General features: G+C 63.8%; 21 protein-coding genes and 1 pseudogene. 11 read left to right on the top strand and 11 right to left on the bottom strand.

The window, feature by feature from the left end; all coding sequences use genetic code 11:
- Together O7A61_RS08015 and O7A61_RS08010 are read right to left on the bottom strand one after the other, a co-directional pair.
- Positions 1-277: pseudogene (locus tag O7A61_RS08015) on the bottom strand (hypothetical protein); the annotation flags it as partial.
- A 393-nt stretch (positions 278-670) separates the two neighbouring features.
- Positions 671-1,663 carry an adenosine kinase gene (locus O7A61_RS08010; RefSeq protein WP_337129269.1) on the bottom strand — a complete coding sequence of 331 codons (993 nt, stop codon included), beginning with the start codon at positions 1,661-1,663 and terminating at the stop codon, positions 671-673.
- Between the two features lie 274 nt (positions 1,664-1,937).
- On the opposite strand from O7A61_RS08010, the gene O7A61_RS08005 reads away from it, so the two are divergent.
- Both O7A61_RS08005 and O7A61_RS08000 read left to right on the top strand, forming a co-directional pair.
- Positions 1,938-2,840 (top strand): DMT family transporter, encoded by a 903-nt coding sequence (locus tag O7A61_RS08005; RefSeq protein ID WP_337129268.1) that lies wholly within the window; start codon positions 1,938-1,940, stop codon positions 2,838-2,840.
- A 120-nt stretch (positions 2,841-2,960) separates the two neighbouring features.
- A complete protein-coding gene (locus O7A61_RS08000) occupies positions 2,961-3,746 on the top strand; it encodes a sulfate transporter family protein (protein ID WP_337129267.1) in 786 nt (261 codons plus the stop codon).
- On the opposite strand, the gene O7A61_RS07995 is transcribed toward O7A61_RS08000, so the two are convergent.
- The 6 genes from O7A61_RS07995 to O7A61_RS07970 all read right to left on the bottom strand — a co-directional run bounded on the left by O7A61_RS07995 (position 3,677) and on the right by O7A61_RS07970 (position 8,350).
- Positions 3,677-4,675, bottom strand: a complete 999-nt coding sequence (locus O7A61_RS07995) for a proline racemase family protein (protein ID WP_337129266.1) — start codon at positions 4,673-4,675, stop codon at positions 3,677-3,679. The genes O7A61_RS08000 and O7A61_RS07995 overlap by 70 nt on opposite strands.
- Before the next feature lie 11 nt (positions 4,676-4,686).
- Positions 4,687-5,490 (bottom strand): isocitrate lyase/PEP mutase family protein, encoded by an 804-nt coding sequence (locus O7A61_RS07990; RefSeq protein WP_337129265.1) that lies wholly within the window; start codon positions 5,488-5,490, stop codon positions 4,687-4,689.
- Between the two features lie 75 nt (positions 5,491-5,565).
- Positions 5,566-6,417, bottom strand: a complete 852-nt coding sequence (locus tag O7A61_RS07985) for a hypothetical protein (RefSeq protein ID WP_337129264.1) — start codon at positions 6,415-6,417, stop codon at positions 5,566-5,568.
- Between the two features lie 154 nt (positions 6,418-6,571).
- The gene (locus O7A61_RS07980; protein ID WP_337129263.1) at positions 6,572-7,243 is read right to left on the bottom strand and encodes an HAD family hydrolase; all 672 of its coding nucleotides are present in this window, start codon (positions 7,241-7,243) and stop codon (positions 6,572-6,574) included.
- A 54-nt stretch (positions 7,244-7,297) separates the two neighbouring features.
- Positions 7,298-7,783 (bottom strand): dUTP diphosphatase, encoded by a 486-nt coding sequence (gene dut / locus O7A61_RS07975; protein ID WP_140760788.1) that lies wholly within the window; start codon positions 7,781-7,783, stop codon positions 7,298-7,300.
- Between the two features lie 96 nt (positions 7,784-7,879).
- Complete coding sequence (locus tag O7A61_RS07970; RefSeq protein WP_337129262.1) at positions 7,880-8,350, bottom strand: Lrp/AsnC family transcriptional regulator; 471 nt, start codon at positions 8,348-8,350, stop codon at positions 7,880-7,882.
- 113 nt (positions 8,351-8,463) lie between these two features.
- Between O7A61_RS07970 and O7A61_RS07965 the strand changes: the two genes are divergently transcribed.
- The 3 genes from O7A61_RS07965 to O7A61_RS07955 all read left to right on the top strand — a co-directional run bounded on the left by O7A61_RS07965 (position 8,464) and on the right by O7A61_RS07955 (position 11,224).
- Entirely contained in the window at positions 8,464-8,712 is a 249-nt protein-coding gene (locus tag O7A61_RS07965) for a DUF6356 family protein (RefSeq protein WP_337129261.1), read from the top strand.
- A gap of 15 nt (positions 8,713-8,727) precedes the next feature.
- On the top strand, positions 8,728-9,528 hold the full coding sequence (locus tag O7A61_RS07960; RefSeq protein WP_337129260.1) for a class II glutamine amidotransferase: 801 nt from the start codon (positions 8,728-8,730) through the stop codon (positions 9,526-9,528).
- A 322-nt stretch (positions 9,529-9,850) separates the two neighbouring features.
- A complete protein-coding gene (locus O7A61_RS07955; protein ID WP_337129259.1) occupies positions 9,851-11,224 on the top strand; it encodes an amidase in 1,374 nt (457 codons plus the stop codon).
- Here O7A61_RS07955 and O7A61_RS07950 read toward each other — a convergent pair.
- Positions 11,218-12,291, bottom strand: coding sequence for an NAD(P)/FAD-dependent oxidoreductase (locus O7A61_RS07950; protein ID WP_337129258.1), 1,074 nt, complete (start codon positions 12,289-12,291; stop codon positions 11,218-11,220). The two genes, O7A61_RS07955 and O7A61_RS07950, sit on opposite strands and share 7 nt — an antisense overlap.
- Before the next feature lie 120 nt (positions 12,292-12,411).
- On the opposite strand from O7A61_RS07950, the gene O7A61_RS07945 reads away from it, so the two are divergent.
- The 3 genes from O7A61_RS07945 to O7A61_RS07935 all read left to right on the top strand — a co-directional run bounded on the left by O7A61_RS07945 (position 12,412) and on the right by O7A61_RS07935 (position 15,627).
- Complete coding sequence (locus O7A61_RS07945; protein ID WP_337129257.1) at positions 12,412-13,008, top strand: TetR/AcrR family transcriptional regulator; 597 nt, start codon at positions 12,412-12,414, stop codon at positions 13,006-13,008.
- Positions 13,005-13,934 (top strand): haloalkane dehalogenase, encoded by a 930-nt coding sequence (locus O7A61_RS07940; RefSeq protein ID WP_337129256.1) that lies wholly within the window; start codon positions 13,005-13,007, stop codon positions 13,932-13,934. Before O7A61_RS07945 ends, O7A61_RS07940 begins: the two co-directional genes overlap by 4 nt.
- Before the next feature lie 100 nt (positions 13,935-14,034).
- Complete coding sequence (locus tag O7A61_RS07935; RefSeq protein WP_337129255.1) at positions 14,035-15,627, top strand: peptide chain release factor 3; 1,593 nt, start codon at positions 14,035-14,037, stop codon at positions 15,625-15,627.
- Between the two features lie 69 nt (positions 15,628-15,696).
- Here the strand turns inward: O7A61_RS07935 and O7A61_RS07930 are convergent, their stop codons facing one another.
- Positions 15,697-16,167: a VOC family protein gene (locus O7A61_RS07930; protein WP_027142181.1), complete on the bottom strand. Its 471-nt coding sequence runs from the start codon at positions 16,165-16,167 to the stop codon at positions 15,697-15,699.
- Positions 16,168-16,408: 241 nt separating this feature from the next.
- Here O7A61_RS07930 and ilvD point away from each other — a divergent pair, with 241 nt between their 5' ends.
- Positions 16,409-18,253 (top strand): dihydroxy-acid dehydratase, encoded by a 1,845-nt coding sequence (gene ilvD, locus O7A61_RS07925; protein ID WP_337129254.1) that lies wholly within the window; start codon positions 16,409-16,411, stop codon positions 18,251-18,253.
- 164 nt (positions 18,254-18,417) lie between these two features.
- Here the strand turns inward: ilvD and O7A61_RS07920 are convergent, their stop codons facing one another.
- A complete protein-coding gene (locus tag O7A61_RS07920) occupies positions 18,418-20,172 on the bottom strand; it encodes an ABC transporter ATP-binding protein (RefSeq protein ID WP_337129253.1) in 1,755 nt (584 codons plus the stop codon).
- 150 nt (positions 20,173-20,322) lie between these two features.
- Here O7A61_RS07920 and O7A61_RS07915 point away from each other — a divergent pair, with 150 nt between their 5' ends.
- Positions 20,323-21,603, top strand: a complete 1,281-nt coding sequence (locus O7A61_RS07915; protein ID WP_337129252.1) for an amidohydrolase family protein — start codon at positions 20,323-20,325, stop codon at positions 21,601-21,603.
- Between the two features lie 82 nt (positions 21,604-21,685).
- Entirely contained in the window at positions 21,686-22,609 is a 924-nt protein-coding gene (locus O7A61_RS07910; protein WP_337129250.1) for a DMT family transporter, read from the top strand.
- The last annotated feature ends 51 nt before the right edge of the window (positions 22,610-22,660 follow it).

The following is a 22,660-nucleotide window of genomic DNA, read 5'->3' as shown; positions in this document are numbered from 1 at the left end:
CTTCGCTGCGGCGCGCGGCTTCCGCCGCGAGCGCGCGCACGAATTTCGAGGCAAGGCCGGGAAGGTCGGCATGGATGGCGTCGATGGCGCGCTGGTGCTTGGGCGACAGCAAGGTGACGGCGGACGCTATGCTGCCGGCGATCTTGCCGACCGAGATCATTGTCGGGCCGTTGATGGCCTCGTCATAGTGGGCAAGCGCACGCTCGACCTTTTCCGCCACCATGTCGGCGAAATCGTCCTGCGTCATGCCGGTCGTCTTAGTCTGAAATCTGGTCATGCATCTGTCTTCTGGGCCGCGCGCGCTCCTCCCTCAGCCGCGGCCGGTTGTTGAATGGTTACGGCGGAAAATGGAAAGCGCGACGGCAACCGATGCGGCGACCCGACAGGTTGCTGTCCTGCATTGCTCCACACCCTGATTAGCGTGCCGAAATGTCAGTCACAGCACGCTCGCATTTGCGTTTAGGAGCGGTATGTGACAACTGCGCGACGGTGAGAAGCGGTCCGCGCTTGCCTTCTCCCCTGAGGGGCCCGAAGGGCGGGCGAGGCCCGTGAGTCGTCCAAGACGGTTGAGGGTGCTGGACGGAGTGCCTGTCGGTGCCAAGCTGGAACGCCCCTCATCCGGCCGCTTCGCGGCCACCTTCTCCCACAAGGGGAGAAGGGAAAGGCGTTTCTACAACAACCCCGCTTGCTCGGCCTCTTTGCGCAGGTTCTGCCGTGGCCTTGGGCCGATCTGCTGGATCACCAATCCGGCCGCCAGTGAGCCAAGATCGCCGCAGGTCTGGAGGTCTCGGCCCTGTGTATAGCCATGCAGGAAACCGGCGGCGTAGAGGTCGCCGGCGCCTGTCGTGTCGACCAGTTCCTTGATGGCGGTTGCCTTTATGACCACGGTCTCGTCGCCGCGTACGATGACCGAGCCTTTTTCGGAACGGGTCACCGCCGCGATCTTGCAATCCTTGCGGATCTGCGCCAGCGCCTCGTCGAACGACGAAGTCTGGTAAAGCGACTTGATCTCGTGGCTGTTGGCAAAAACGATGTCGACCGTGCCCGAGCGCATCAGGTCGAGGAACTCGTCGCGGTAGCGGTCGACGCAGAATGGATCCGACAAGGTCATCGACACTTCGCGACCGGCCGCGTGCGCAAGTTTCGCCGTCTGCCGGATGGCTTCCTTGGCGCGCGGCGGGTCCCATAGATAACCTTCGAAATAGGTGACCTTGGCGCCCGACGCCTTGTCGGCCTCGACATCTTCCGGTCCGAGTTCGACGCAGGCGCCGAGATAGGTGTTCATCGAGCGCTCGCCATCGGGGGTGACGAAGATCATCGAGCGCGCCGTCGGCGGCTCGCCCTCGAGCGGCCTGGTGTCGAAGGCGACGCCCTGCGCGTGGATGTCATGCGCGTAGATTTCGCCCAGCGCATCGTTGGAGACCTTGCCGAAGAAGGCGGCGCGTCCGCCGAAGGAGGCGACACCAGCCGCCGTGTTGCCGGCACTGCCGCCGGAGGCCTCGATCGCCGGGCCCATGCGGCTGTAGAGCAATTCGGCGCGGTGGGTGTCGATGAGGTTCATCGCGCCCTTGATGATGCCGTTGGTCTCGAGGAAGTCCTCCTCGCACTGGGCGATGATGTCGACAATCGCATTGCCGATGCAAAGCACGTCATAATCCGGCATCAATGTCTCCGCCAAACCCGAGCCGGCTTCTCGCCATGCCCGCGCGGGTCTACAGCATGACCCTGAAAACTGGCAACCGATTTTCTGTCGTTGCCGGCGTAGCGGCGAGGCCCGTCCTTTGCCGAAGAAGCCCGCGACTGCGCGCCTGCAAGACAGTCCCGCAGTTGGTTTTCGTTGTACCCAGGCGTTACGACAATTCGATCGTGGCCGAAGCATTTCGCCATGGCGTTGCCTAAAAGGGCTTGTTCGATCCCGATCCGGAGGCGGCAAGCCCATGTCAGCAAAGAGCGATACGACCACCGACCTGGCGTTGCTCGGCGTGCTGGCGGTGCTGTGGGGCGCGTCCTATACCTTCATCAAGATCGGCGTCGAGACCATCCCGCCCATCACCTTCATTGCTGCCCGCACCCTGATCGCCGGCGCCATCCTGTTCGCCATCATCCGCTGGCGCGGGCTTGCCATGCCGGGCGACGCGGCAAGCTGGCGCCGCTTCGCCTTCCAGGCCTGCCTCAACAGCGTCGTCCCGTTCACGCTGATCGCCGCCGCCGAGCGTTCGGTCGACGCCGGCCTTGCCACCATCCTCAACGCCACCTCGCCGATCTTCACCTTCCTGCTGACGGCGCTCATCACCCGTCATGAGCCGGTGACGGCGCGCAAGCTGGTCGGCGTCGGCGCAGGCATTGCCGGCATCTGCCTGATCGTCGGCACGCAGGCGCTTGGCGGCATCGGCCACCAGCTCTGGGCACAGCTAGCCATCGTCGCGGCGACCGTATGCTATGCGGGCGCCGCCATTTTCGGCCGCGGCTTCAGGGGCCTCGATCCGATGCTTCCCGCCGCCGGTTCGATGCTGTGCGGCGCGATCATGCTGGTGCCGCTCAGCCTGGCGGTCGACCAGCCGTGGACGCTGGCGCCTTCGGGGGCTTCCATCCTCGCTTTGCTCGGCCTGTCCGTGTTTTCGACGGCACTGGCTTTCGTCATCTATTTCCGTCTGATCCACACGCTGGGTTCGGTCGGCACGACGTCTCAGGCCTATCTGCGCGTGCCGATCGGCGTCGGCATCGGTGCCGTGTTCCTCGGTGAAAGCCTTGGTCCCACGGCTTGGCTCGGTATGGGTTTTGTCGTTGTCGGCGTGGCTGCCATGACCATACCGGTCCGCAAGCCAGGCTTTGCCCGATAGTCAGATCTTTGGAGCATACGATGGCCGGCAACGGCCCGCGCTTGTGCTCGCGGGCCGCACTGCCTATCTCGGGAGCGTCCTGCCTTGTGGCTGTGTCCGCTGACCTGGGGGTGAAGCACGGTGATTTTCGACGCTGCCCGCACCGCGGCCCTGGAGTTGCTCTCGCCTCCGTTTCGCTCCGTGTTCATCAAGACGCTTGGCCTGACCCTGTTGGCGCTGGTCGCCCTGTGGTTCGGCCTGACCAGCCTTGTCGAATGGCTGGCCCTGCCGTGGCTCCAGACATTGTTGCCCGGCATACCGTCCTGGGCCGGTTGGCTGGGCGGACTAATCGCCGCCATCGCGCTGGCCTTCGGCATGGCGCTGCTGGTCGCGCCGGTCACGGCCGTCATCGCCGGCCTGTTCCTCGACGATGTCGCCGAAGTGGTCGAGCGCACCGGCTACCCCGGCGACCCGGCCGGACGCGCCATGCCGGCATTGCGATCGCTGGTGCTGGCGATAAAATTCTTTGGCGTCGTCATCCTGGGCAACATCGTCGCCTTGCTGCTTCTGCTGGTGCCGGGCATCAACATCGCCGCCTTCTTCATCGTCAACGGCTACCTGCTCGGACGCGAATTCTTCGAATTCGCCGCCATGCGCTTTCGCCCGGAGGAAGATGCGAGGGCCCTGCGCAGGCGGTATGCCGGCACGGTGTTTCTCTCCGGGCTGGTTATCGCGGCCTTCCTCGCCGTGCCGCTGCTCAACCTGCTGACGCCGCTCTTCGCCGCTGCCATGATGGTACATCTGCACAAGGCGGTCTCGGCACGGGAAAGCGGCCCGTCCCGCACGCGGTTGAGCCTTCAGCGCAAGAGAAAGCCGCGCCCCAGCTCGTCGTCCGGTTCGACAATGAATTCGGCTTGTCCGGAATAATAGGCACGGCCGCCGACGCGGGCGACAATCGCTTCGTGCGGGCCGGCCTTCGCCGTTCGCGCCACCACCCCGGAAAAGCGCGAGCCGGCGATGCTCTCGAAAATGCGCGTCTGCCCCATGGCGATCTCGCCCTTGGCATGCATGGCCGCCAGCCGGGCGGTGACGCCGGAACCGGTCGGCGAACGGTCGACCTCGGCCTCGGCGAAGACGCAGACATTCCTGGTGACCTCTTCGGAAAAGGCATCCTTTCCATCGGTCAGGATGGTGCCGTAGAGGAAGGCGAGGTCATCATGATCAGGATGCGACAGCGGAAACTCGGCCTTGAGCCGGTTCGTCAGCCCGGTTGCCGCGTCGACGAAATCGCGCACGCGGTCGCGGCCGAACTCCAAGCCGAATTGATGACAGTCGGCCAGCGCGTAAAAGGCGCCGCCATAGGCGACATCGAAACCGATCTTGCCATATTCCGTCAGCTCGATCTGTTGATCGCCAGCAAACAGGAAGGCCGGCACGCTCTCGAACGACACCGAACCGGCCTTGCCGTCGCTGACCGCGACCGAGGCGACGACCAGGCCGCACGGCGCCTCGATGTTCACGGTGGTGAACGGCTCCTGCTTGGCCACCAGCCCTTGATCGATCGCATAACGGCCGAGCGCGACGATGGCGTGGCCGCACATGGTCGAATAACCCTCATTGTGCATGAACAGCACGGCGACGTCGGCACCGGGCAAATCGGTCTCGACCAGCAGGGCGCCATACATGTCGTAATGGCCGCGCGGTTCGAAGATCAGCAGTTTGCGCAAATGATCGAGATGGTCGCGCACATAGGCGCGCTTCTCCAGGATGGTGCCCTTGGGAATACTGGGATAGCCGCCCGTGACGATCCGGAGAGGCTCGCCGCCCGTATGCATGTCGACGACAGTAAGGTTCATCCGGGCCCGTCCTAGCCCTGGGATTTGCCGTACAGCGCCTGCAACTTGCCGAACGGCATGGCGGCGCGGGCGAAGCCGAACGTGCCGTCCTGCTGGATTTCGCGCGCCGCCGTCTCCAGCATGCCGTAGGCGAAATTGGCCAGCCACGGCCCTAGCGAAATCCGTTTGACGCCGGCCACGGCAAGGTCGGCGATGGTGAAGCCGGGCTTCGCCATGACATTGACCGGCTTGCCGACCGCCGAGCACAGGGTCCGTACCATCTCGACGTCGCCGATGCCCGGCGCATAGAGCACGTCGGCGCCGGCCTTTTCGAAAGCCTGCAGCCGCTTGATCGTGTCGTCGAGGTCGGACTTGCCCCAGAGGAAATTCTCGGCCCGCGCCGTGAAGACAAAGTCGCGCTTCAGCGCCCGCGCCGCCTCCACCGCGGCGGCGACACGCTCGACCGCGTGCGAAAACTCATAGATGGGCTTGTCCGGATCGCCGGTGTGGTCCTCGATCGAGCAGCCGGCAAGCCCGGCGGCTTCCGCCGCGAAAATGGTCTCGGCGGCCTGCTCGGCGCTGTCGCCCTTGCCCTTCTCGAGATCGGCCGAAACCGGCAGTTCGGTCGCGGCCGTCACCTCGCGGCAATGATGGATCATCTGGTCGAAGCTCACGGCTCCGTCCGGCAAGCCGCGCGAAAAGGCAAAGCCGGCGCTGGTCGTGGCCAGCGCCTTGAAGCCGAAGGAGCCAAGCAGCTTCGTCGTGCCCGGATCCCAGGGATTGGGCATGACGAAGGTCGAGGCATGCAGGTCGCGAAAAATCTTGCCCTTGTCCATGAATGCTCCCCCATGACGAGTGTCGGGGCGGATGCTACCGCGCTGTTCGTGGCCGGGCAAACGAATGCGGTTGGTTCAGAAGCGTTTCTCGTTGTCTGCTGCCAATTTCTCGAAAGCGTCGGAATCGGCGACATAGCGCGCCGTTTTCTTGTCCCAGCGGTAGGTTACGGAAATGTCGTTCGACATGGCCTTCTGGGCCGGTTCGTCGCAAGTCTCTTCGCCAGGCACTGTCTTGTCGGTTATCGTCGCCTTGATCGCTGCGTAGGGCGAGCCATCGCTCAAAGCCTGGAAGGTCAGGTCCTGGGAGCGCCGGTAGGAACGGACATTTTCGTCGAACGTGTTGATGAGGTCGATCAGCTCAAAACGGTCGTCTCGCACCAGGATAAGCGGCGTCGACATGTAGCCCTGGTTCGAATTGAAATGCGTGCTGGAGATCATCAGCGCATCGTCACTGGCGCCGAGCGAAAGTTTGCCGGGGTGGCGAAAGAAGGTGAAACGGTCGGTCGCCACATTGACGGCATCGAGCAGCTTCGGTTTGCCGGTGAGGTCATAAAGCGCCAGCACCGCATAGCCCTCTGTGCTGTCGGGCGACTCGCCGAGGTCGAACAGCATGGCCAGCCGGTCCTTGCCGCCGGCTTTGATGCCAAGCACGCCGGCGCTGAAAACGCTCGGTGCGTCTGGTGGCGAGCTGTCATTGTCGGGACCGGCAATGTGCCGCATCTCGATCGGCGAGGAGCCGACATAATAATCGCCCTTCGCCGTCAGATCCGGAACGACCATCCTGATGAGATCGGCATAGGTCGCATCGGCGCGGCCGGCGATGGGTTTGCCGAGGTCCGGGCTGGCGGCATCCTGGGCTCCGGCCGCGCCGCACAGCAATGGCAGCAACAGGCAGGCAAGGACGAGCCGATGCAAAAATCCTGACATGCTTGATATCGTCCCCTCACCCCAAGCGCCGCGAAGCTAACATGACTTGCCGGGCCGCGCAGCTACAGCATGTCGCGGCGAATAGGATTCGCCCGACCTGCTGTAAGCTTCTGATTTTATGCATGTCGTTATCCCGGCCTACACGGCCGGCGAATCAGTGGATCGGCACCAGCCCGGCGAGTTCGCGCATATCATCGAACAGGATACCGCCGGCCTGGATCAGGCCGTCGCGGTCGGTATAGGGGTCGCCATGATAGGAAAACACCCGCATGCCTGCGGCGATGCCGGCCTGTGTGCCGGCGACGCTGTCCTCGATGACAATGCAGTCGGCGGGCGCGAAGCCCATGGTCCTGGCGGCGTGCAGGAACAGGTCGGGGAACGGCTTGCCGCGCGATACCATGGTGGCGCTGAACATGGCGTGTTCGAACAGCGGCAACAGCCCGGTCTGGCCAAGGGTTATGTGCATCTTGGAGATCCTTGCCGAGGTGGCGACGCAATAGGCGATGCCGGCCGCGCGGACCGCCTCGATGAACTCCCGGACATAAGGGATCGCCTCGACGCCATGGGCGAACAGATCCGGCAGGCCGGCATTCCAGCGCTCGACGAAATCGGCGCCGAGCCTGACGTTGGTCGTCTCTTCGATCTCTTTCTGCACTGACACCATGCTGCGGCCGGAGAAGTTCTTGCGGCAATATTCGAAGGTCGCGGGATAGCCGGTCGCGCTTAGCCATTCGGCAAGGCGCCGGTTGGCGAGGTTCTCGGTATCGACCAGGATCCCGTCGCAGTCGAAGATGACGAGCTTTGGCAGTGGCCGTGTTTCAGTCATATTGGATCAGTCTACGCGACAAATCGGTTCGATATGCCGAAACACAGCCATGCATCAGGCGGTGCCGGTCGATCCGAATCCGCCCGAGCCGCGCGCCGTGCCGCCGGCCAGCGAACGCTCTTCCACCGCCACCTGCGTCACGGCGGCGAAAACGATTTGGGCGATCCGCATGCCGCGCGTCACGGCGAAGTCCTCGTCGCCGAGATTGACCAGCAGCACCTTCACCTCGCCGCGATAGTCGCTGTCGACCGTGCCGGGTGAATTTAGGACGGTGAGGCCATGTTTGAAGGCAAGGCCCGAGCGTGGCCGCACCTGGCCCTCCATGCCCTCGGGAATTTCCAGGATCAGCCCGGTCGGCACCAAGGCGCGCTTGCCCGGCAGGATCAGAAGCGGCCGGTCTTCGGGCACCGCCGCGCGCAAATCCATGCCGGCGGCGCCGGCGCTTTCATAAGCGGGAAGCGGAAGACCCTCACCATGCGGCAACCTGACGAAGCCGACGGTCGGACCGATGACGGAAGGTGTTTGAAGGGCTGCGCGCATAAAATCGATCCTATCGGCGCGATTGCCGATTCGGTCAACTCGACCGCAGGGCTATCAACGGCTTTCTTTCGGGCATCACTGTGGCCTGAGGACGGCTCAACGCACTTCCATCGGAACCACCGTCGTCTCCTTGATCTCCTCCATGACGAAGGAGGCGGAAACATCCGACAATGCCACCTTGGCGATCAGCCGCTGGTAGAGTCGGTCATAGGCTTTCACGTCGGCGACGCGGGCGCGCAGCACATAGTCGAGATCGCCGGACATGCGGTAGACGCCGATGATCTCGGGCAAGCCCGCCACCGCGGCGCGGAATTTCTGCAGCCAGTCCGGGTCGTGGTTGGATGTGCGGATCAGGATGAACACCGAAAGGCCAAGCCCGAGCTTCTCGGCATCGACCAGCGCCACGCGGCCGGTGATGACGCCAGCTTCCTCCAGCCGCTTGACGCGCCGCCAGCAGGCATTGCGCGACAAGGCCACCCGCTCCGACAACTGGTCGACCGACAAGGTGCCGTCGCGTTGCAGTTCGGCGAGCAATTTCCGATCAATTTCGTCGATTGCCAGTGTCATGTGGGATACTTGTCCCATGAAATTGCAAAATACAAGGATATTTTGGGACCAATGAACCGGTGAGGCGTGTCAGGATACTCATATCGGAACGCAAACGCTGAAGGGGAACCAGCATGTCGGTCGCAAGGATTTTTACCTCTCATCCGGCCAAGGTCGGCGAAACCTATTTCGGCCATATGGCCTTCGCCGCATGGTTTTCGTCGCGCCTGCTGATGGCGGCGGCAGCAGCATTTGTTCACGCTTTCTTGCCATTTCTCTTTGAGACTACCGCCAGCCGAATCATTCGCGAGCTCTACGAGCGGACGCACAACAGAGGCACACACGCGATCAACGAGCCCGCTGCTCTTCCGGATCGCGCCTGAAGGAAGACGGAAGCAATGTGCCGGTGGGCCGCCTATCTCGGTGAAGCGGTCTTTCTCGAAGACATCCTCACGGCGCCCTGTCATTCGCTGATCGCCCAGAGCCACTGCGCCCAGGAAGCGAAGTCGCCGACCAATGGCGATGGTTTCGGCCTTGCCTGGTACAGCGACCGGCCGGAGCCCGGTCTCTACCGCGACATCCTGCCGGCGTGGTCCGATCCCAACCTGAAGAGCCTGTGCCGGCAGATCAAATCCGGCCTGTTTCTCGCCCATGTGCGGGCCTCGACCGGCGGCGCCACCAGCCGCATGAATTGCCATCCGTTCATCTCCGGCCGCTGGTCGTTCATGCACAACGGCCAGATCGGCGGTTTCGAGAAGATCCGCCGCGCGCTGGAGAACTCGCTGTCCGACGCCGTCTTCGACCAGCGCGAAGGCACCACCGATTCCGAATTGTTTTTTCTGCTCATGATCGACGAAGGGCTTTCGTCCGACCCGCAAGGTGCCGTTTCCCGCGCCACCTCCCGCGTGCTCGAAGCCTCGCGCCGCGCTGGTCTCGAGCCGGCGCTGAAATTGACCGCCGCCTTCTCCGACGGACAGGCGCTGTATGCGGTACGCTATGCCACCGACGTCCAGGCGCCGACGCTCTACACGTCCATCTTCCGGAAGGGCGCTGGCCGCTGCATCGTTTCCGAACCCTTCGATCGCGAAGGCGGCGACTGGCAGGCGATCCCGCCATCGAGCTTCGTCACCATGACAAGGGACGGCATCGACATTCGTCCGTTTGCGCCGGTTGCGGCGAAGCTGGCGCTGGTTGGGTAACCTCACTTTCGTGCATCTGGTTAACGTCGTGGGACAGCGCCCCCTCTGTCCTGCCGGACATCTCCCCCACGAGGGCGGAGATCGGATACCACGACGGCTTTCGCCAATTTTCAGCGTTGAAGAAAAGGCGCCGGAGCCGACGCTGCCAATCTCCCCACCCGTGGGGGAGATGTCCGGCAGGACAGAGGGGGGCGCCGTAGAGTGCCGACCTCAACGCAATCCCAATCAAGCGCGGGCCTCCAATGAATGCTCAACTCTGCTTGAAGCCACGCCGCTGTCCGCCATCTTGACGGGCAGGCGGCAGCAAGCCGGAGCCTCGATCATGGACCTTGCCTTTTCCACAGCCACCGATCTCGCCGCCGCCATCGCCGTGCGCAAAATCTCCGCCGTCGAAGCGCTCGACGCCCACTTCGCGCAGATCGACAGGCACAATCCTGCCGTCAACGCTGTCATCTCGCTCGACAGGGAAGGGGCTCGCGAGCGTGCCGGGAAGGCCGACGCGGCACTGGCGCGCGGTGCCACACCTGGGCCGCTGCACGGCGTCCCCTTCACGCTGAAGGACATGCACGAGACATCTGGGATGAAAACCACGGTAGGCTTCCCGCCCTTCGCCAACTATGTGGCGAAAGAGGACAGCCCGGTCGTTAACAGGTTGAAGGCAGCCGGCGGTGTGCTGATGGCCAAGACCAATGTCGCCACCATGCTCTCCGACTGGCAATCGGACAATCCGCTGTTCGGCCGCACCAGCAATCCCTGGAATCTCCAGCGCACCTCGGGCGGATCCAGCGGCGGCGCCGCTGCCGCCGTCTGCACGGGCATGACACCGTTCGACATCGGCACCGACATGCAGGACTCGATCCGCCTTCCCGCGGCGTTCTGCGGCGTCTACGGTCTGAAGCCGACGGAACATCGCGTTTCGCTGGCCGGCGCCTTTCCGGATCCAGGCGGTGCGGCGCGTAGCGTGCGGCTGATGTCCTGTCTCGGCCCACTGGCGCGCAGCATCGACGATTTGGCGTTGATCTATCGGATCATCGCCGGCCCGGACGACCGCGACACCGACCTTGCGCCGGTGTCGGTCGAGGCCATGCCGAAGCTCGACCTCCAAACTTTGCGCATCGCTTTCGCGCCCTCCTTTCCCGGGTTCCCAGTGGCCGGCGGCATCAGTGCAGCGGTCGAAAATCTCGCAAGACGACTGCAAGACGCCGGCGCCATCATCGAGGACGCGAAACTGCCCAAGCTCGACCTGCACGACGATCTCGCCCAGGGCGGCGCGCTGATCGGCATGATGATGGAGGCGGCGCAGCAGGAACCGCCGGAGGAGCCGGCATCGGTCTCGCGCTGGTTCGAGGCACTGGCCCGCCGCGACAAATCCATTCTCGCCTGGGACCGTTTTTTCGAGGATTGGGACGCGCTGCTCTGCCCGGTCGCCATGACCACGGCATTCCCGCATTGTGCGCCGGGCACTGCGATCAAAGTCGACGGCAAGGACCAGAGCTACTGGATGCTGCCAGCCTACGGAGCCGTCTTCAACTACAGCGGCCACCCGGCGCTTTCGATACCTTGCGGGCAGGACAGCGACGGCCTGCCGATCGGCCTGCAGCTTGTCGGCGGACGCTGGTCGGAGGCGCGGCTGCTCGCCGTGGGCAAGGGGATGGCACCCTTGACCGGCGGCTTCAGTCGTCCGCCCGGCTATTGAGCGAAGCGCGAGAGTCCGTAAGGCGCCAGCAGCGGGTCGCGCTCGCCGCCAAGGATTTCGCGCGTGGCGAACAGGCCGACGGCCGGCGCCAGCGTGATGCCGGAATGCATGACCGCGATGTAGACGCCATTCATGCCCTCGGCGCGGCCGATGATCGGAAAGCCGTCGATCGGTGTCGGCCGGTAGCCGACCGTGTGGAAATCCAGCTCAAGTCCGTCGCTGTCACGCAACATGGCTTTCGTGGCCGCGAACAACGCGCGGGCGGTGGCTTTGGCATCCATCCCCGGATCGGCGCCGCCGAAGTCCGAGCCGGCGATGATACGGCCTTCCGCCGTCTGGCGCATGTGCAGCCGCTCGGCCAGCACCAGTCCGTTGAGCAGCTTCTTGTATGGCCGCGAATGGACGATCAGGCCGGGCGGGGTCTCGATCGGCAGGTTGATGCCGGCGGTCGCGGCAATGTCCGGCGAGCCGACGCCTGCCGCGATCACCACCTCGTCGGCGGCAATCAGCCCATGCGATGTGCCCACGCCGGTTATCCTGCCATTGGTCTGGATCAGCGCCATGACCGTACTGGAACGGATGCGCGCGCCGCGCTGTTCGGCATCGGCCAGCAGGGCCTTGGTGGCTGCGACCGGCTCGGCAACACCTTCCTCGGCGACATGCAAAGCGAAATCCGGCGGTTCGGCGAGATTCGGCTCGATGCGCGCCGCGCCGGCACGGTCGACGCGCTCGATGCCGTAGCCCCAGGCTGAGTGCTCCGCGGCATAGGTTTCCATATCCGCCGCCGATAGATCCCAGCACAGGCCGCCGCACCAGTTGAGCGGCAGGCCGGGCAGGTCTCTCGCCAACCGAGACCATTCGGCCATGGCGCGGCTGCGCAGCCGGAAATAAGGCTCCGGATTGCCCCAGCTGGCATTGATCCAGGCAAAGGAATTGGGCGTCGCGACACCCCCGGCCTCGCTGTCGGCGACGACCGTTACCTGGGCGCCCGCTTTGGTCAGGTGCCAGGCAATCGACGCACCGATGATGCCCAAGCCGATGACGATCACTTGTTTGCCGGCGCTCATCTTCGCTCCTGATCCAAGGGTGACATGTCATCCAAGTGCCATCCTGTCCGCCGCTTGCCAACATCGAATGCCGTAAAAAAGGCAGCTTGACATCAATACGTACGTACGTATTATATGGCCATGGCTCGACAATCACTCCGCGAAAAACTCCTCGATGCCGGTTTCCAGACCATCTGGGACTCGGGCTATGCCGCCGCCGGCGTGCGCGACATCGTCGCCGCGGCTCACGCCCGGCCGGGCTCCTTCACAAACCATTTTGCCTCCAAGGAGCAATTTGTTGGCGAAGTGGTCGACCGCTATTTCGCCTACGTCAGCGGACTGGTCGAAACAGCGCTGGCGCAGGATGGGACCCCGCCTGTCGGCAGGCTGCGCCGTTATCTCGATCTCATCACCTCGAAGCTTGAGGCGCATGATTGGGCGCGCGGCTGCATGATCGGCAATCTCAGTCTTGAGACCGCCGTGCACAGCGAACCGCTGCGCCTGCGGCTGGTCGCGATCTTCGAGCGCTGGCGTCAGCCCTTCGCTGCCTGCATCGCCGAAGGCCAGGCGACCGGTGACATCACGAGAGCCTTCGACGCTGAGGACCTTGCCGACTTCCTGCTGTCGTCCTGGCAAGGCGCCATGCTGCGTATGAAAGTCGAGCGTAGCCCCGAGCCGCTCGAGCGGTTCAAGAAGATCATCTTCAGTACAGTCTTTGGAAAGGAGCCGATCCCATGACTTCGAACGCCGACATGCCTCAGGCGGGCGTCGCCGCAGCGAGACGTTCGCAAATCGCCATCCTCGATTCGACCATGTCCTTTGTCGAGGCCGGCGCGTCCGGTCCGACCGTGCTGTTCCTGCATGGCAATCCGACCTCGTCGCATATCTGGCGCAACATCATCCCGCACGTGGCGCCGTTCGGGCGCTGCATCGCGCCCGACCTGATCGGCTATGGCCAATCCGGCAAGCCCGATATCGACTATCGCTTCTTCGACCATGTCCGCTACCTCGACGCCTTTCTCGACGCGCTCGACATCAGGGACATGGTTCTGGTCGCCCAGGATTGGGGTACTGCCCTGGCCTTCCATCTTGCGGCGCGGTGGCCGCGCCGCGTTCTCGGCCTCGCCTTCATGGAGTTCATCCGGCCCTTCGAGCGTTGGGAGGACTTTCACCAGCGTCCGCAAGCTCGCGAAATGTTCAAGGCGTTGCGTACGCCCGATATCGGCGAGAAGCTGGTCCTGGAAGACAATGTCTTCGTCAAAAAATTGCTGCCGGCCTCGGTGCTGCGCACAATGAGCAACGAAGAGATGGCCGTCTACCGGGCGCCGTTCCCGACGCCGCGATCACGCAGGCCGGTGCTGCGTCTGCCCCGGGAATTGCCGATCGAGGGCCAGCCCGCCGACGTCGCCGCCATCAGCGAACACGACCATCGGGCGCTGCGGCTGTCCACCTATCCGAAATTGCTGTTCGCCGGCGATCCAGGCGCGCTTGTCTCACCGCAGGCCGCACGCGAATTCGCGGCCAACTTGAAGAATTGCCGTCTCATCGATCTCGGGCCTGGCGCGCACTACCTGCAGGAGGATCATGCCGACACGATCGGCAGCGCTATCGCCGGCTGGCTTCCGGTGGTCGTTCAGGCGGGCCGCATGAACGAACCCGCCTGAACCAAGCCATGCAACCGGCGGCGTTCACGCCGCCGGACCGGTCGACAGCCCGGCGCTGCGCTGCTAGAAGCCCGGCCTGTCACACGGAAATCCCAAGAGAATGCCCGAAATTATTCCAGAGGAAGTGGCGCGCCGCCGCACTTTCGCGATCATCGCCCACCCCGACGCCGGCAAGACGACGCTAACCGAAAAGCTGCTGCTGTTCGGTGGCGCCATCCAGCTTGCCGGCGAGGTCAAGGCCAAGAAGGACCGCATCCAGACGCGTTCCGACTGGATGAAGATCGAGCGCGAGCGCGGCATTTCGGTCGTCACCTCGGTGATGACGTTCGAGTATGAGGACAACGTCTTCAACCTGCTCGACACGCCGGGCCACGAGGATTTCGCCGACGACACCTATCGCACGCTGTCGGCGGTCGACTCGGCCGTCATGGTCATCGATGCCGCCAAGGGCATCGAGCCGCGCACGCTGAAGCTGTTCGAGGTCTGCCGGCTGCGCGACATCCCGATCATCACCTTCGTCAACAAGATGGACCGTGAAAGCCGCGATCCGTTCGAGATTTTGGACGAGATCGAGCAGAAGCTGGCGCTGGACACCGCACCCATCACCTGGCCGATTGGCCGTGGCAAGACTTTTTCCGGCACCTATCACCTGGCGCTGAACGCCGTGCGCAAGGGCGACGACGAGAAGGAACGCACGCCGGTCAACGGTCCCGATTCCAACCGCGTTGCCGGCCTGCTGCCGGAAAACGAGCGCGAGCCCTTCATCGAGGAACTGGAGCTCGCGCGCGAAGCCTGCCGTCCGCTCGACATCGACGCTTTTCGCGAGGGCCATCTGACACCGGTCTATTTCGGCTCGGCGCTGCGCAATTATGGCGTGCGCGACCTGATCGAGGCGCTTGGCGCCTTTGGCCCGCCACCGCGCGCGCAGGAGGCCGACACCCGCACCATCGAGGCGACGGAGGAGAAAATGACCTCCTTCGTCTTCAAGATCCAGGCCAACATGGATCCCAACCACCGCGACCGCATCGCCTTCGTGCGCGTTTGCTCGGGCAAGCTCGAGCGCGGCATGAAGGCTAAGCTGGTGCGCACGGGAAAGCCGATGAGCCTCTCGGCCCCGCAATTCTTCTTCGCCCGCACCCGTGTCACCGCCGACGAAGCCTTCGCCGGAGATGTCGTCGGCATCCCCAACCACGGCACGCTGCGCATCGGCGACACGCTGACCGAGGGCGAGGAAATCCTGTTTCGCGGCGTGCCGAATTTTGCCCCGGAAATCCTGCGTCGTGTCCGCCTCGGCGACGCGATGAAGGCGAAAAAACTCAAGGAAGCGCTGCACCAGATGGCCGAGGAAGGCGTGGTGCAGCTGTTTTCGCCCGAGGACGGCTCACCGGCTATCGTCGGCGTCGTCGGCGCCCTGCAGCTCGATGTGCTGAAAGAGCGGCTGAACTTCGAATACACGCTGCCCGTCGAATTCGAGATGTCGCGCTTTTCGGTCTGCCGCTGGATCTCGGCCGATGAGAAGGCCGAGGTGCTTCGCTTCATCGAGGCGCATCGGGGCGACATCGCCCGCGACCTCGACAACGACCCGGTCTTCCTCGCCCAGCACGCCTTCTCGCTGAACTACGAAGCCGAGCGCTGGAAAGCGATCCGCTTCGCCACGATCAAGGATTATCAGGTTCGCGACAAAGCGGCGTGATTCTAATGAGCAGTAAGTAGTGAGTAGTGATCCACTACTCACTACTCACTACTCACTACTCACTTACGATCACCCTTTCGCCGCCGCCTCCAATTTGGCGATATCGATCTTGCCCATCTGCATCATCGCTGACATCACCCGGCCGGCCTTGGCCCTGTCAGGGTCCTGAAGCAGTCGCGGCAATTGCTCCGGCACGACCTGCCAGGAAACACCGAACTTGTCCTTCAGCCAGCTGCATCGGCCGGGTTCGCCGCCGCCTTCGGTTAGTTTGCTCCAGAAATGATCGACCTCGTCCTGCGTCTTGCAGTCGATCGAGAGCGACATGGCCTCCGTGAACTTGTACTGCGGGCCGCCATTGAGCGCCTGGAACTGCACACCGTCGAGCTCGAACGATGCCACCAGCACTTTGCCTTCCGAAGCATGGCCCTGCGGCCAGCGCGTGACGCTCAGCACCTTCGAATTCTTGAAGATGGATACGTAGTGGTTCATGGCCTCTTCGGCCTGGTCGTCGAACCACAGGAAGGTGGTGATCTTTTGCATGTCGTGCTCCTCGGTTGCGTCTTGCTGCCACAATGAAACGGCTGGCTCCCGGAAAGGCGCCATTTCTTGCCGTCTGCCCAAGGACGGCCGTGAGACGCCCGATCCGACAATGGCACCAAATTTTCCTGGAGAATCTGGCGCATTGCAAAATTGTGGCCAGACCATAGTTGCGCGTCTATAACCCCTGCGATCAAAATTCAGCGCCGCCGCGCCCGGCGCGGCCAGCCACCAAGGAAAAAACATGCCCGCCTACCGTTCCCGCACCACCACCCATGGCCGCAACATGGCCGGCGCCCGCGGCCTGTGGCGCGCCACAGGCATGAAGGATAGTGATTTCGGCAAGCCGATCATCGCGGTGGTCAATTCCTTCACCCAGTTCGTGCCCGGCCATGTTCATCTGAAGGACCTCGGCCAGCTCGTCGCGCGCGAGATCGAGAAGGCCGGCGGTGTCGCCAAGGAATTCAACACCATCGCGGTCGACGATGGCATCGCCATGGGCCATGACGGCATGCTCTATTCGCTGCCGTCGCGCGAGCTGATCGCCGATTCCGTCGAATACATGGTCAATGCGCACTGCGCCGACGCCATGGTCTGCATCTCCAACTGCGACAAGATCACCCCCGGCATGCTGATGGCCTCGCTGCGCCTCAACATCCCGACCGTGTTCGTCTCCGGCGGGCCGATGGAAGCCGGCAAGGTCGTGCTGGCCGGCAAGACGCAGGCGCTCGACCTGGTCGACGCCATGGTGGCCGCTGCCGACGACAAGATCTCCGACGAGGATGTCAAGGTCATCGAGCGCTCGGCCTGCCCGACCTGCGGCTCCTGCTCGGGCATGTTCACCGCCAACTCGATGAACTGCCTGACCGAGGCACTCGGCCTGTCGCTGCCCGGCAACGGCTCGACGCTGGCCACACATGCCGACCGCAAGCGTCTGTTCGTCGAGGCCGGCCATCTCGTCGTCGATCTCGCCCAGCGCTACTACGAGCAGGATGACGAGAGTGCATTGCCGCGCAGCATCGCTTCCAAGGGCGCATTCGAGAACGCCATGACGCTCGACATCGCCATGGGCGGCTCGACCAACACGGTGCTGCACATCCTGGCCGCCGCCCATGAGGGCGAGGTCGACTTCACCATGGAGGACATCGACCGGCTGTCGCGGCGGGTGCCTGTCCTTTGCAAGGTGGCGCCGGCCAAGTCCGACGTGCACATGGAAGACGTCCATCGCGCCGGCGGCATCATGGCCATCCTCGGCCAGCTCGACGAGGCCGGACTGCTCAATCGCGATCTGCCGACCGTGCATACCGCCAGCCTCGGCGAAGCGCTCGACCATTGGGATATTTCGCGCACCTCGAGCCAGAATGTGCGCGACTTTTTCCTCGCCGCTCCCGGCGGCGTGCCGACACAGGTCGCCTTCAGCCAGGACCGCCGCTGGGACGAGCTCGACACGAACCGCGAAACCGGCGTCATCCGCTCGGCGAAGACGCCTTTCTCGAAAGATGGCGGCCTTGCCGTGCTGAAAGGCAATCTGGCGCTCGACGGCTGCATCGTGAAGACGGCCGGCGTCGACGAGTCGATCCTGAAATTCACCGGTCCGGCGCGCGTCTTCGAGAGCCAGGACGCTTCGGTCAAGGCGATCCTTGCCAATGAGATCAAGGCCGGCGATGTCGTCGTCATCCGCTATGAGGGACCGCGCGGCGGCCCCGGCATGCAGGAAATGCTCTATCCGACCAGCTATCTGAAGTCGAAGGGCCTGGGCAAGGCCTGCGCGCTGGTCACCGATGGCCGCTTCTCCGGCGGCACCTCGGGCCTGTCCATCGGCCATGCTTCGCCTGAAGCGGCGGAAGGCGGGCTGATCGGGCTGGTGCAGGAGGGCGATACGATCGAGATCGATATCCCGAACCGCACCATCCGCCTCGCCGTGGACGACGCGGAACTCGATGCGCGCCGCGCGGCCATGGAGGCCAAGGGCGCGGACGCCTGGAAGCCGCAGGAAAAGCGCAAGCGCAAGGTGACGACCGCGCTGCGCGCCTACGCTGCCTTCGCCACCAGTGCCGACAAGGGGGCCGTGAGGCACGTGCCGGCGTAAGGGCGGTTCTTCCTTCTCCCCTTGTGGGAGAAGGGGCCTCGCGAAGCGAGGTCGGATTAGGGGTGCTCCAGCTTGGCGCCGACGGCACTCCGTCACCCACCCCTCAACCGTCTCGGCGCTGCGCGCCGATCCACCTTCTCCCACAAGGGGAGAAGGAAAAAACCTCACGGCATCAGCTGATACTCATAAAGCTTCTGGTAAAGCCCGCCTTGCCCCAGCAGGGTCTTGTGCGGGCCGCTTTCCACCACCTTGCCGGCTTCCAGCACCACGATCGTGTCGGCCTGGTGCACGGTCGACAAGCGGTGGGCGATGACGATCGTGGTGCGCCCCTCCGTCAGCTGTTGCAGCGCATCGCGGAACAGCGCCTCGGATTCGGCGTCGAGCGCGCTGGTCGCTTCGTCCAGCAGCAGGATTTCGGCGTTGCGCAGCATGGCGCGGGCGATCGAGATGCGCTGGCGCTGGCCGCCCGACAAAAGGCCGCCATTCTCGCCGACATCCGTCTCGTAGCCTTTCGCCTGCGCGATGATGAAGTCATGCGCGTTGGCCGCCTTGGCCGCTGCGATCACCTCGTCGTCGGTCGCATCCTGCCGCCCAAGCCGGATGTTGTGCATGATCGTGCCGGCAAACAGGAACGTGTCCTGGCTGACATAGGCGATCTTTTCCCTAAGCGAGGCGAGCGTGGCATAGGAAATGTCCTGTCCGTCAAGCAGCACCCTGCCGCTCTTCGGGTCATATAGGCGCATGATGAGGTTCAGGATCGTCGACTTGCCGCCGCCGGAGGGGCCGACCAGCGCCGTCATCTTGCCGGCCGCAAGAGTCATGTCGAACCGGTCAAGCACCGGCGGGCCATTCTGATAGGCGAAGCTGACGGCGTCGAACCGGATCTCGCCAGGTCCGGCATGAAGCGGCCTTGCATCCGGCTTCTCGGCCAATGTCAGAGGCTCGTCGGCCAACTGGAACATCATGCGCACGCCGACAATGCCGCTTTCCAGGGAGATACGGACACGTGCGAGGCGCTTTGCCGGTTCATAGGCAAGCAGCAGCGCCGCGATGAAGGCCATGATGTTGCCAGGCATCTGGCCGCCCTTCAGAACCAGTAAGCCGCTGACCATGACGGCGCCGGCGATCGCCAGGCCGGCCAGCGTTTCCATCACCGGATTGGTCACCGCTTCCAGCGCGGCGATGTTGTTGGCCCGGTCCTCGACGTCGGACACCGCCCTGTACATGCGCTTGCGCATCAAGCCTTCGAGGTTGAAGGATTTGACCACGCGCACGCCGATCGCGGTTTCCTGCATCACCTGGACGATCTGGCCGACCGAGCGGAACTCCATGGCGGCGAACTTGCGCACACGCTTCAGGATGCGGTTGACGCCATAGATGGCCAGCGGACCGACGACGAAGCAGATCAGCGACAGCGCCGGCTGCTGCCAAACCATGACCCCAATCAAGGCAGCCAGCGTCACCAGGTCGCGCACATAGGAGGTGACGATGAGGTCAAGCACGTTGCGCGCCGCCTGGGCATTGTTGGTCATGCGGGTGATCAGGTCGGACGACGAGGTCGAGTGGTAGAATTCGATGCCTTGCGCCAGGATGCGGTCGTAGATCTTGCGCTGCCGTTCGGCGATGATGGCGTTGCCGACCCGGCTCATGAAGTAGGCCTGGACGAAGTTGGCGATGCCCTTGACGATGAAGATCGCGGCGACCGCCACGGCAATCATGTTGACGCGATCGACCCTTTTGTCGATCACGAATTCATTGGTGATTTCGCGCAGGATCCAGGCGCTGGCGGCCGTCATGCCGGCCACCACCAGCATCGACAGGATGGCGGCGGCGTAGCCGGCCCTGTGCTGCCGGAACGATTCCCGGAGCAGCCTTGCGACGAGGCGCTGGTTTTCCGTCGAGCGGAAGAAGCGGAACAACGGCTGATCCTTGATGCCGGGACGACGAAGGCGGCTTATAGAGGGAGTTGCCGCCGGAGGGAACCTTTGCCGCCATGGAAAGAAACCGCTGCGGCAGGCTGTGTTTTGAGACACGATAAAACTGTGATTCTTCAAGCGGGATGATGAGAGATGGATTTCGACCTAATCGTTCGTGGCGGCACGCTGCCGGATGGCGGCATTGCCGACATCGGCATCAGCGGCGAGACGATCGCGGCGATCGAGCCGAAGCTCGAGGGTTCCGCGCGGACCGAGGTCGACGCCCGTGGCAATCTGGTGTCGCCGCCCTTCGTCGATCCGCATTTCCATATGGACGCCACGCTCTCCTATGGTCTTCCGCGCATCAACGCGTCGGGCACGCTGCTCGAGGGCATTGCGCTGTGGGGCGAACTGAAGCCGCTCTTGACGCACGAAGCGGTGCGCGATCGGGCGCTCGCCTATTGCGACTGGGCGGTGTCGATGGGGCTGCTCGCCATCCGCACCCATGTCGACGTCTGCGACGACAGGCTGCTGGCGGTCGAGGCGCTGCTGGAGGTCAAGAAGACCGTCGCCCCTTATATCGATCTGCAATTGGTGGCCTTCCCGCAGGACGGGTTCTATCGCTCGCCGACGGCGCGCCAAAATACCATGCGCGCGCTGGACATGGGGGTCGACATCGTCGGCGGCATTCCGCATTTCGAGCGCACCATGGCCGACGGCAGGCGCTCGGTGACCGAATTGTGCGAGATCGCGGCAAAACGCGGCCTCATGGTCGACCTGCATTGCGACGAGACAGATGACCCGCTGTCGCGTCACATCGAGCAATTGGCCTATGAAACGCAGCGCCTCGGCCTGCAGGGCAGGGTGGCCGGTTCGCACCTCACCTCCATGCATTCGATGGACAATTACTACGTCTCGAAACTGTTGCCGCTGATCGCCGAGGCCGGGGTTTCGGCGATACCCAACCCGCTGATCAACATCATGCTGCAGGGCCGTCACGACACGTTCCCGAAGCGGCGTGGCATGACGCGGGTCAAGGAAATGCAGGCGCTGGGCATCCGTGCCGGCTGGGGCCAGGATTGCGTGCTCGATCCCTGGTATTCGCTGGGCACCGCCGACATGCTCGACGTCGCCTTCATGGGCCTGCATGTCGCCCAGATGTCGAGCCCCGCTGACATGGCGCGCTGCTTCGACATGGTCACCAACGTCAACGCCGCGATCATGGGCCTTGATCATCTTGGCCTGGCTGTCGGCAAGCGCGCCAGCCTGGTGATCCTCGATGCCGGCAATCCGATCGAGGCCCTGCGCCTGCGCGCCGAGCGCATCTGCGTCATCGCCAGGGGCAAGGTGGTGGCGGAGCGGACAAGGCAGGATACCAGGCTTTCGATCTCCGGCAGGCCGTCGCAGGTGAACCGGCGGCACAAATCCGGGTAGATACAGCCGATTCCCGCGGCTGGTCTTACCGTTTCTTCGATTCCCACTCGTCAAAGTTGGCGCTTGAGTCTAGGAGCCGGGCATGGTTGAGCCCGTCGCCCGGAATTCGATGGTCAGGAATGTGCTTCTGGCCGGCATCCTGCTGATGCTGGCGGGCGACTTTCTGTTTGCGCTGAACGACGCGATGGGCAAATGGCTGGTCACCAGCTTTTCCGTCGGCCAGGTGGTGCTGATCCGCTCTATCGGCGCCTTCATCGTGCTCGGCCCGATGATCGCCAACCAGGGCGCTGGCAGACTGTTCCAGATGGAACGGCCCGGGCTGCAGGTCCTGCGCGTGGTGGCGACGACGCTGGACACCGCTTTGTTCTACGCCGCCGTCGTCTTTCTGCCGCTTGCCGATGTGATGAGCTTCTACATGGCTGGCCCGATCTATGTGGCGGCGCTATCGCATTTCCTGCTTGGCGAAAAGGTCGGCTGGCGCCGCTGGGTGGCGATCCTGCTTGGCTTCTGCGGCGTGGTGATCATGCTGAAACCCTCCTCTGCTGCGTTTTCGCTGTCGTCGGGTTTCGCGCTTGTCGGCAGCCTTGCCTTCGCATTCGCCATCATCCTCAACCGGCGCCTGCGCGGCACCAGCGACACCAATCTGGTGACATGGCAGACGATCGGCACGCTGTTGGTTGGCGGCGTGCTGACCATCGGTGCCTGGCAGACGCCGTCGGCTCTTGATTTCGGCGCCATGCTGCTGCTCGGCATCGTCTCCTGCGGTGCGCATCTGATGATCACGCGGGCGCTGAAACTGGCACCAGCCTCGACGCTGGCGCCGCTGCATTACACGCTGCTCCTGTGGGCGGTGGTGTTCGGGCTGGCGTTCTTCGGCGACGTTCCCGGCCCGCGTATCCTGATCGGCTCCGGCATCATCGTTCTGGCCGGCCTGTTCATCTTCCATCGCCAAAAAGTGGTCGACACCACGGTGCCGCCGGAGAACGTGCCGAAGGGTGTGAACTAATGCATGTCGCCCGGAAGTGTCCTCGGTTCCGGGACAACGACATGCATAAAA

Origin of the sequence: Mesorhizobium sp. Cs1321R2N1, from assembly GCF_037179725.1 — a bacterium.
GTDB classification, from domain to species: Bacteria; Pseudomonadota; Alphaproteobacteria; order Rhizobiales; family Rhizobiaceae; genus Mesorhizobium; species Mesorhizobium salmacidum.
The sequence above is the reverse complement of the archived record's forward strand: the minus strand, read 5'-3'. Positions and strand labels throughout refer to the sequence as shown.

Excerpts from the sequence above, each read along its gene's own strand:
- O7A61_RS08010 (WP_337129269.1), bottom strand. The coding sequence starts at position 1,663 with ATGCCGGATTATGACGTGCTTTGCATCGGCAATGCGATTGTCGACATC.
- O7A61_RS08005 (WP_337129268.1), top strand. The coding sequence starts at position 1,938 with ATGTCAGCAAAGAGCGATACGACCACCGACCTGGCGTTGCTCGGCGTG.
- O7A61_RS07995 (WP_337129266.1), bottom strand. The coding sequence starts at position 4,675 with ATGAACCTTACTGTCGTCGACATGCATACGGGCGGCGAGCCTCTCCGG.
- O7A61_RS07990 (WP_337129265.1), bottom strand. The coding sequence starts at position 5,490 with ATGGACAAGGGCAAGATTTTTCGCGACCTGCATGCCTCGACCTTCGTC.
- O7A61_RS07985 (WP_337129264.1), bottom strand. The coding sequence starts at position 6,417 with ATGTCAGGATTTTTGCATCGGCTCGTCCTTGCCTGCCTGTTGCTGCCA.
- O7A61_RS07980 (WP_337129263.1), bottom strand. The coding sequence starts at position 7,243 with ATGACTGAAACACGGCCACTGCCAAAGCTCGTCATCTTCGACTGCGAC.
- dut (WP_140760788.1), bottom strand. The coding sequence starts at position 7,783 with ATGCGCGCAGCCCTTCAAACACCTTCCGTCATCGGTCCGACCGTCGGC.
- O7A61_RS07970 (WP_337129262.1), bottom strand. The coding sequence starts at position 8,350 with ATGACACTGGCAATCGACGAAATTGATCGGAAATTGCTCGCCGAACTG.
- O7A61_RS07965 (WP_337129261.1), top strand. The coding sequence starts at position 8,464 with ATGTCGGTCGCAAGGATTTTTACCTCTCATCCGGCCAAGGTCGGCGAA.
- O7A61_RS07960 (WP_337129260.1), top strand. The coding sequence starts at position 8,728 with ATGTGCCGGTGGGCCGCCTATCTCGGTGAAGCGGTCTTTCTCGAAGAC.
- O7A61_RS07955 (WP_337129259.1), top strand. The coding sequence starts at position 9,851 with ATGGACCTTGCCTTTTCCACAGCCACCGATCTCGCCGCCGCCATCGCC.
- O7A61_RS07950 (WP_337129258.1), bottom strand. The coding sequence starts at position 12,291 with ATGAGCGCCGGCAAACAAGTGATCGTCATCGGCTTGGGCATCATCGGT.
- O7A61_RS07945 (WP_337129257.1), top strand. The coding sequence starts at position 12,412 with ATGGCTCGACAATCACTCCGCGAAAAACTCCTCGATGCCGGTTTCCAG.
- O7A61_RS07940 (WP_337129256.1), top strand. The coding sequence starts at position 13,005 with ATGACTTCGAACGCCGACATGCCTCAGGCGGGCGTCGCCGCAGCGAGA.
- O7A61_RS07935 (WP_337129255.1), top strand. The coding sequence starts at position 14,035 with ATGCCCGAAATTATTCCAGAGGAAGTGGCGCGCCGCCGCACTTTCGCG.
- O7A61_RS07930 (WP_027142181.1), bottom strand. The coding sequence starts at position 16,167 with ATGCAAAAGATCACCACCTTCCTGTGGTTCGACGACCAGGCCGAAGAG.
- ilvD (WP_337129254.1), top strand. The coding sequence starts at position 16,409 with ATGCCCGCCTACCGTTCCCGCACCACCACCCATGGCCGCAACATGGCC.
- O7A61_RS07915 (WP_337129252.1), top strand. The coding sequence starts at position 20,323 with ATGGATTTCGACCTAATCGTTCGTGGCGGCACGCTGCCGGATGGCGGC.
- O7A61_RS07910 (WP_337129250.1), top strand. The coding sequence starts at position 21,686 with ATGGTTGAGCCCGTCGCCCGGAATTCGATGGTCAGGAATGTGCTTCTG.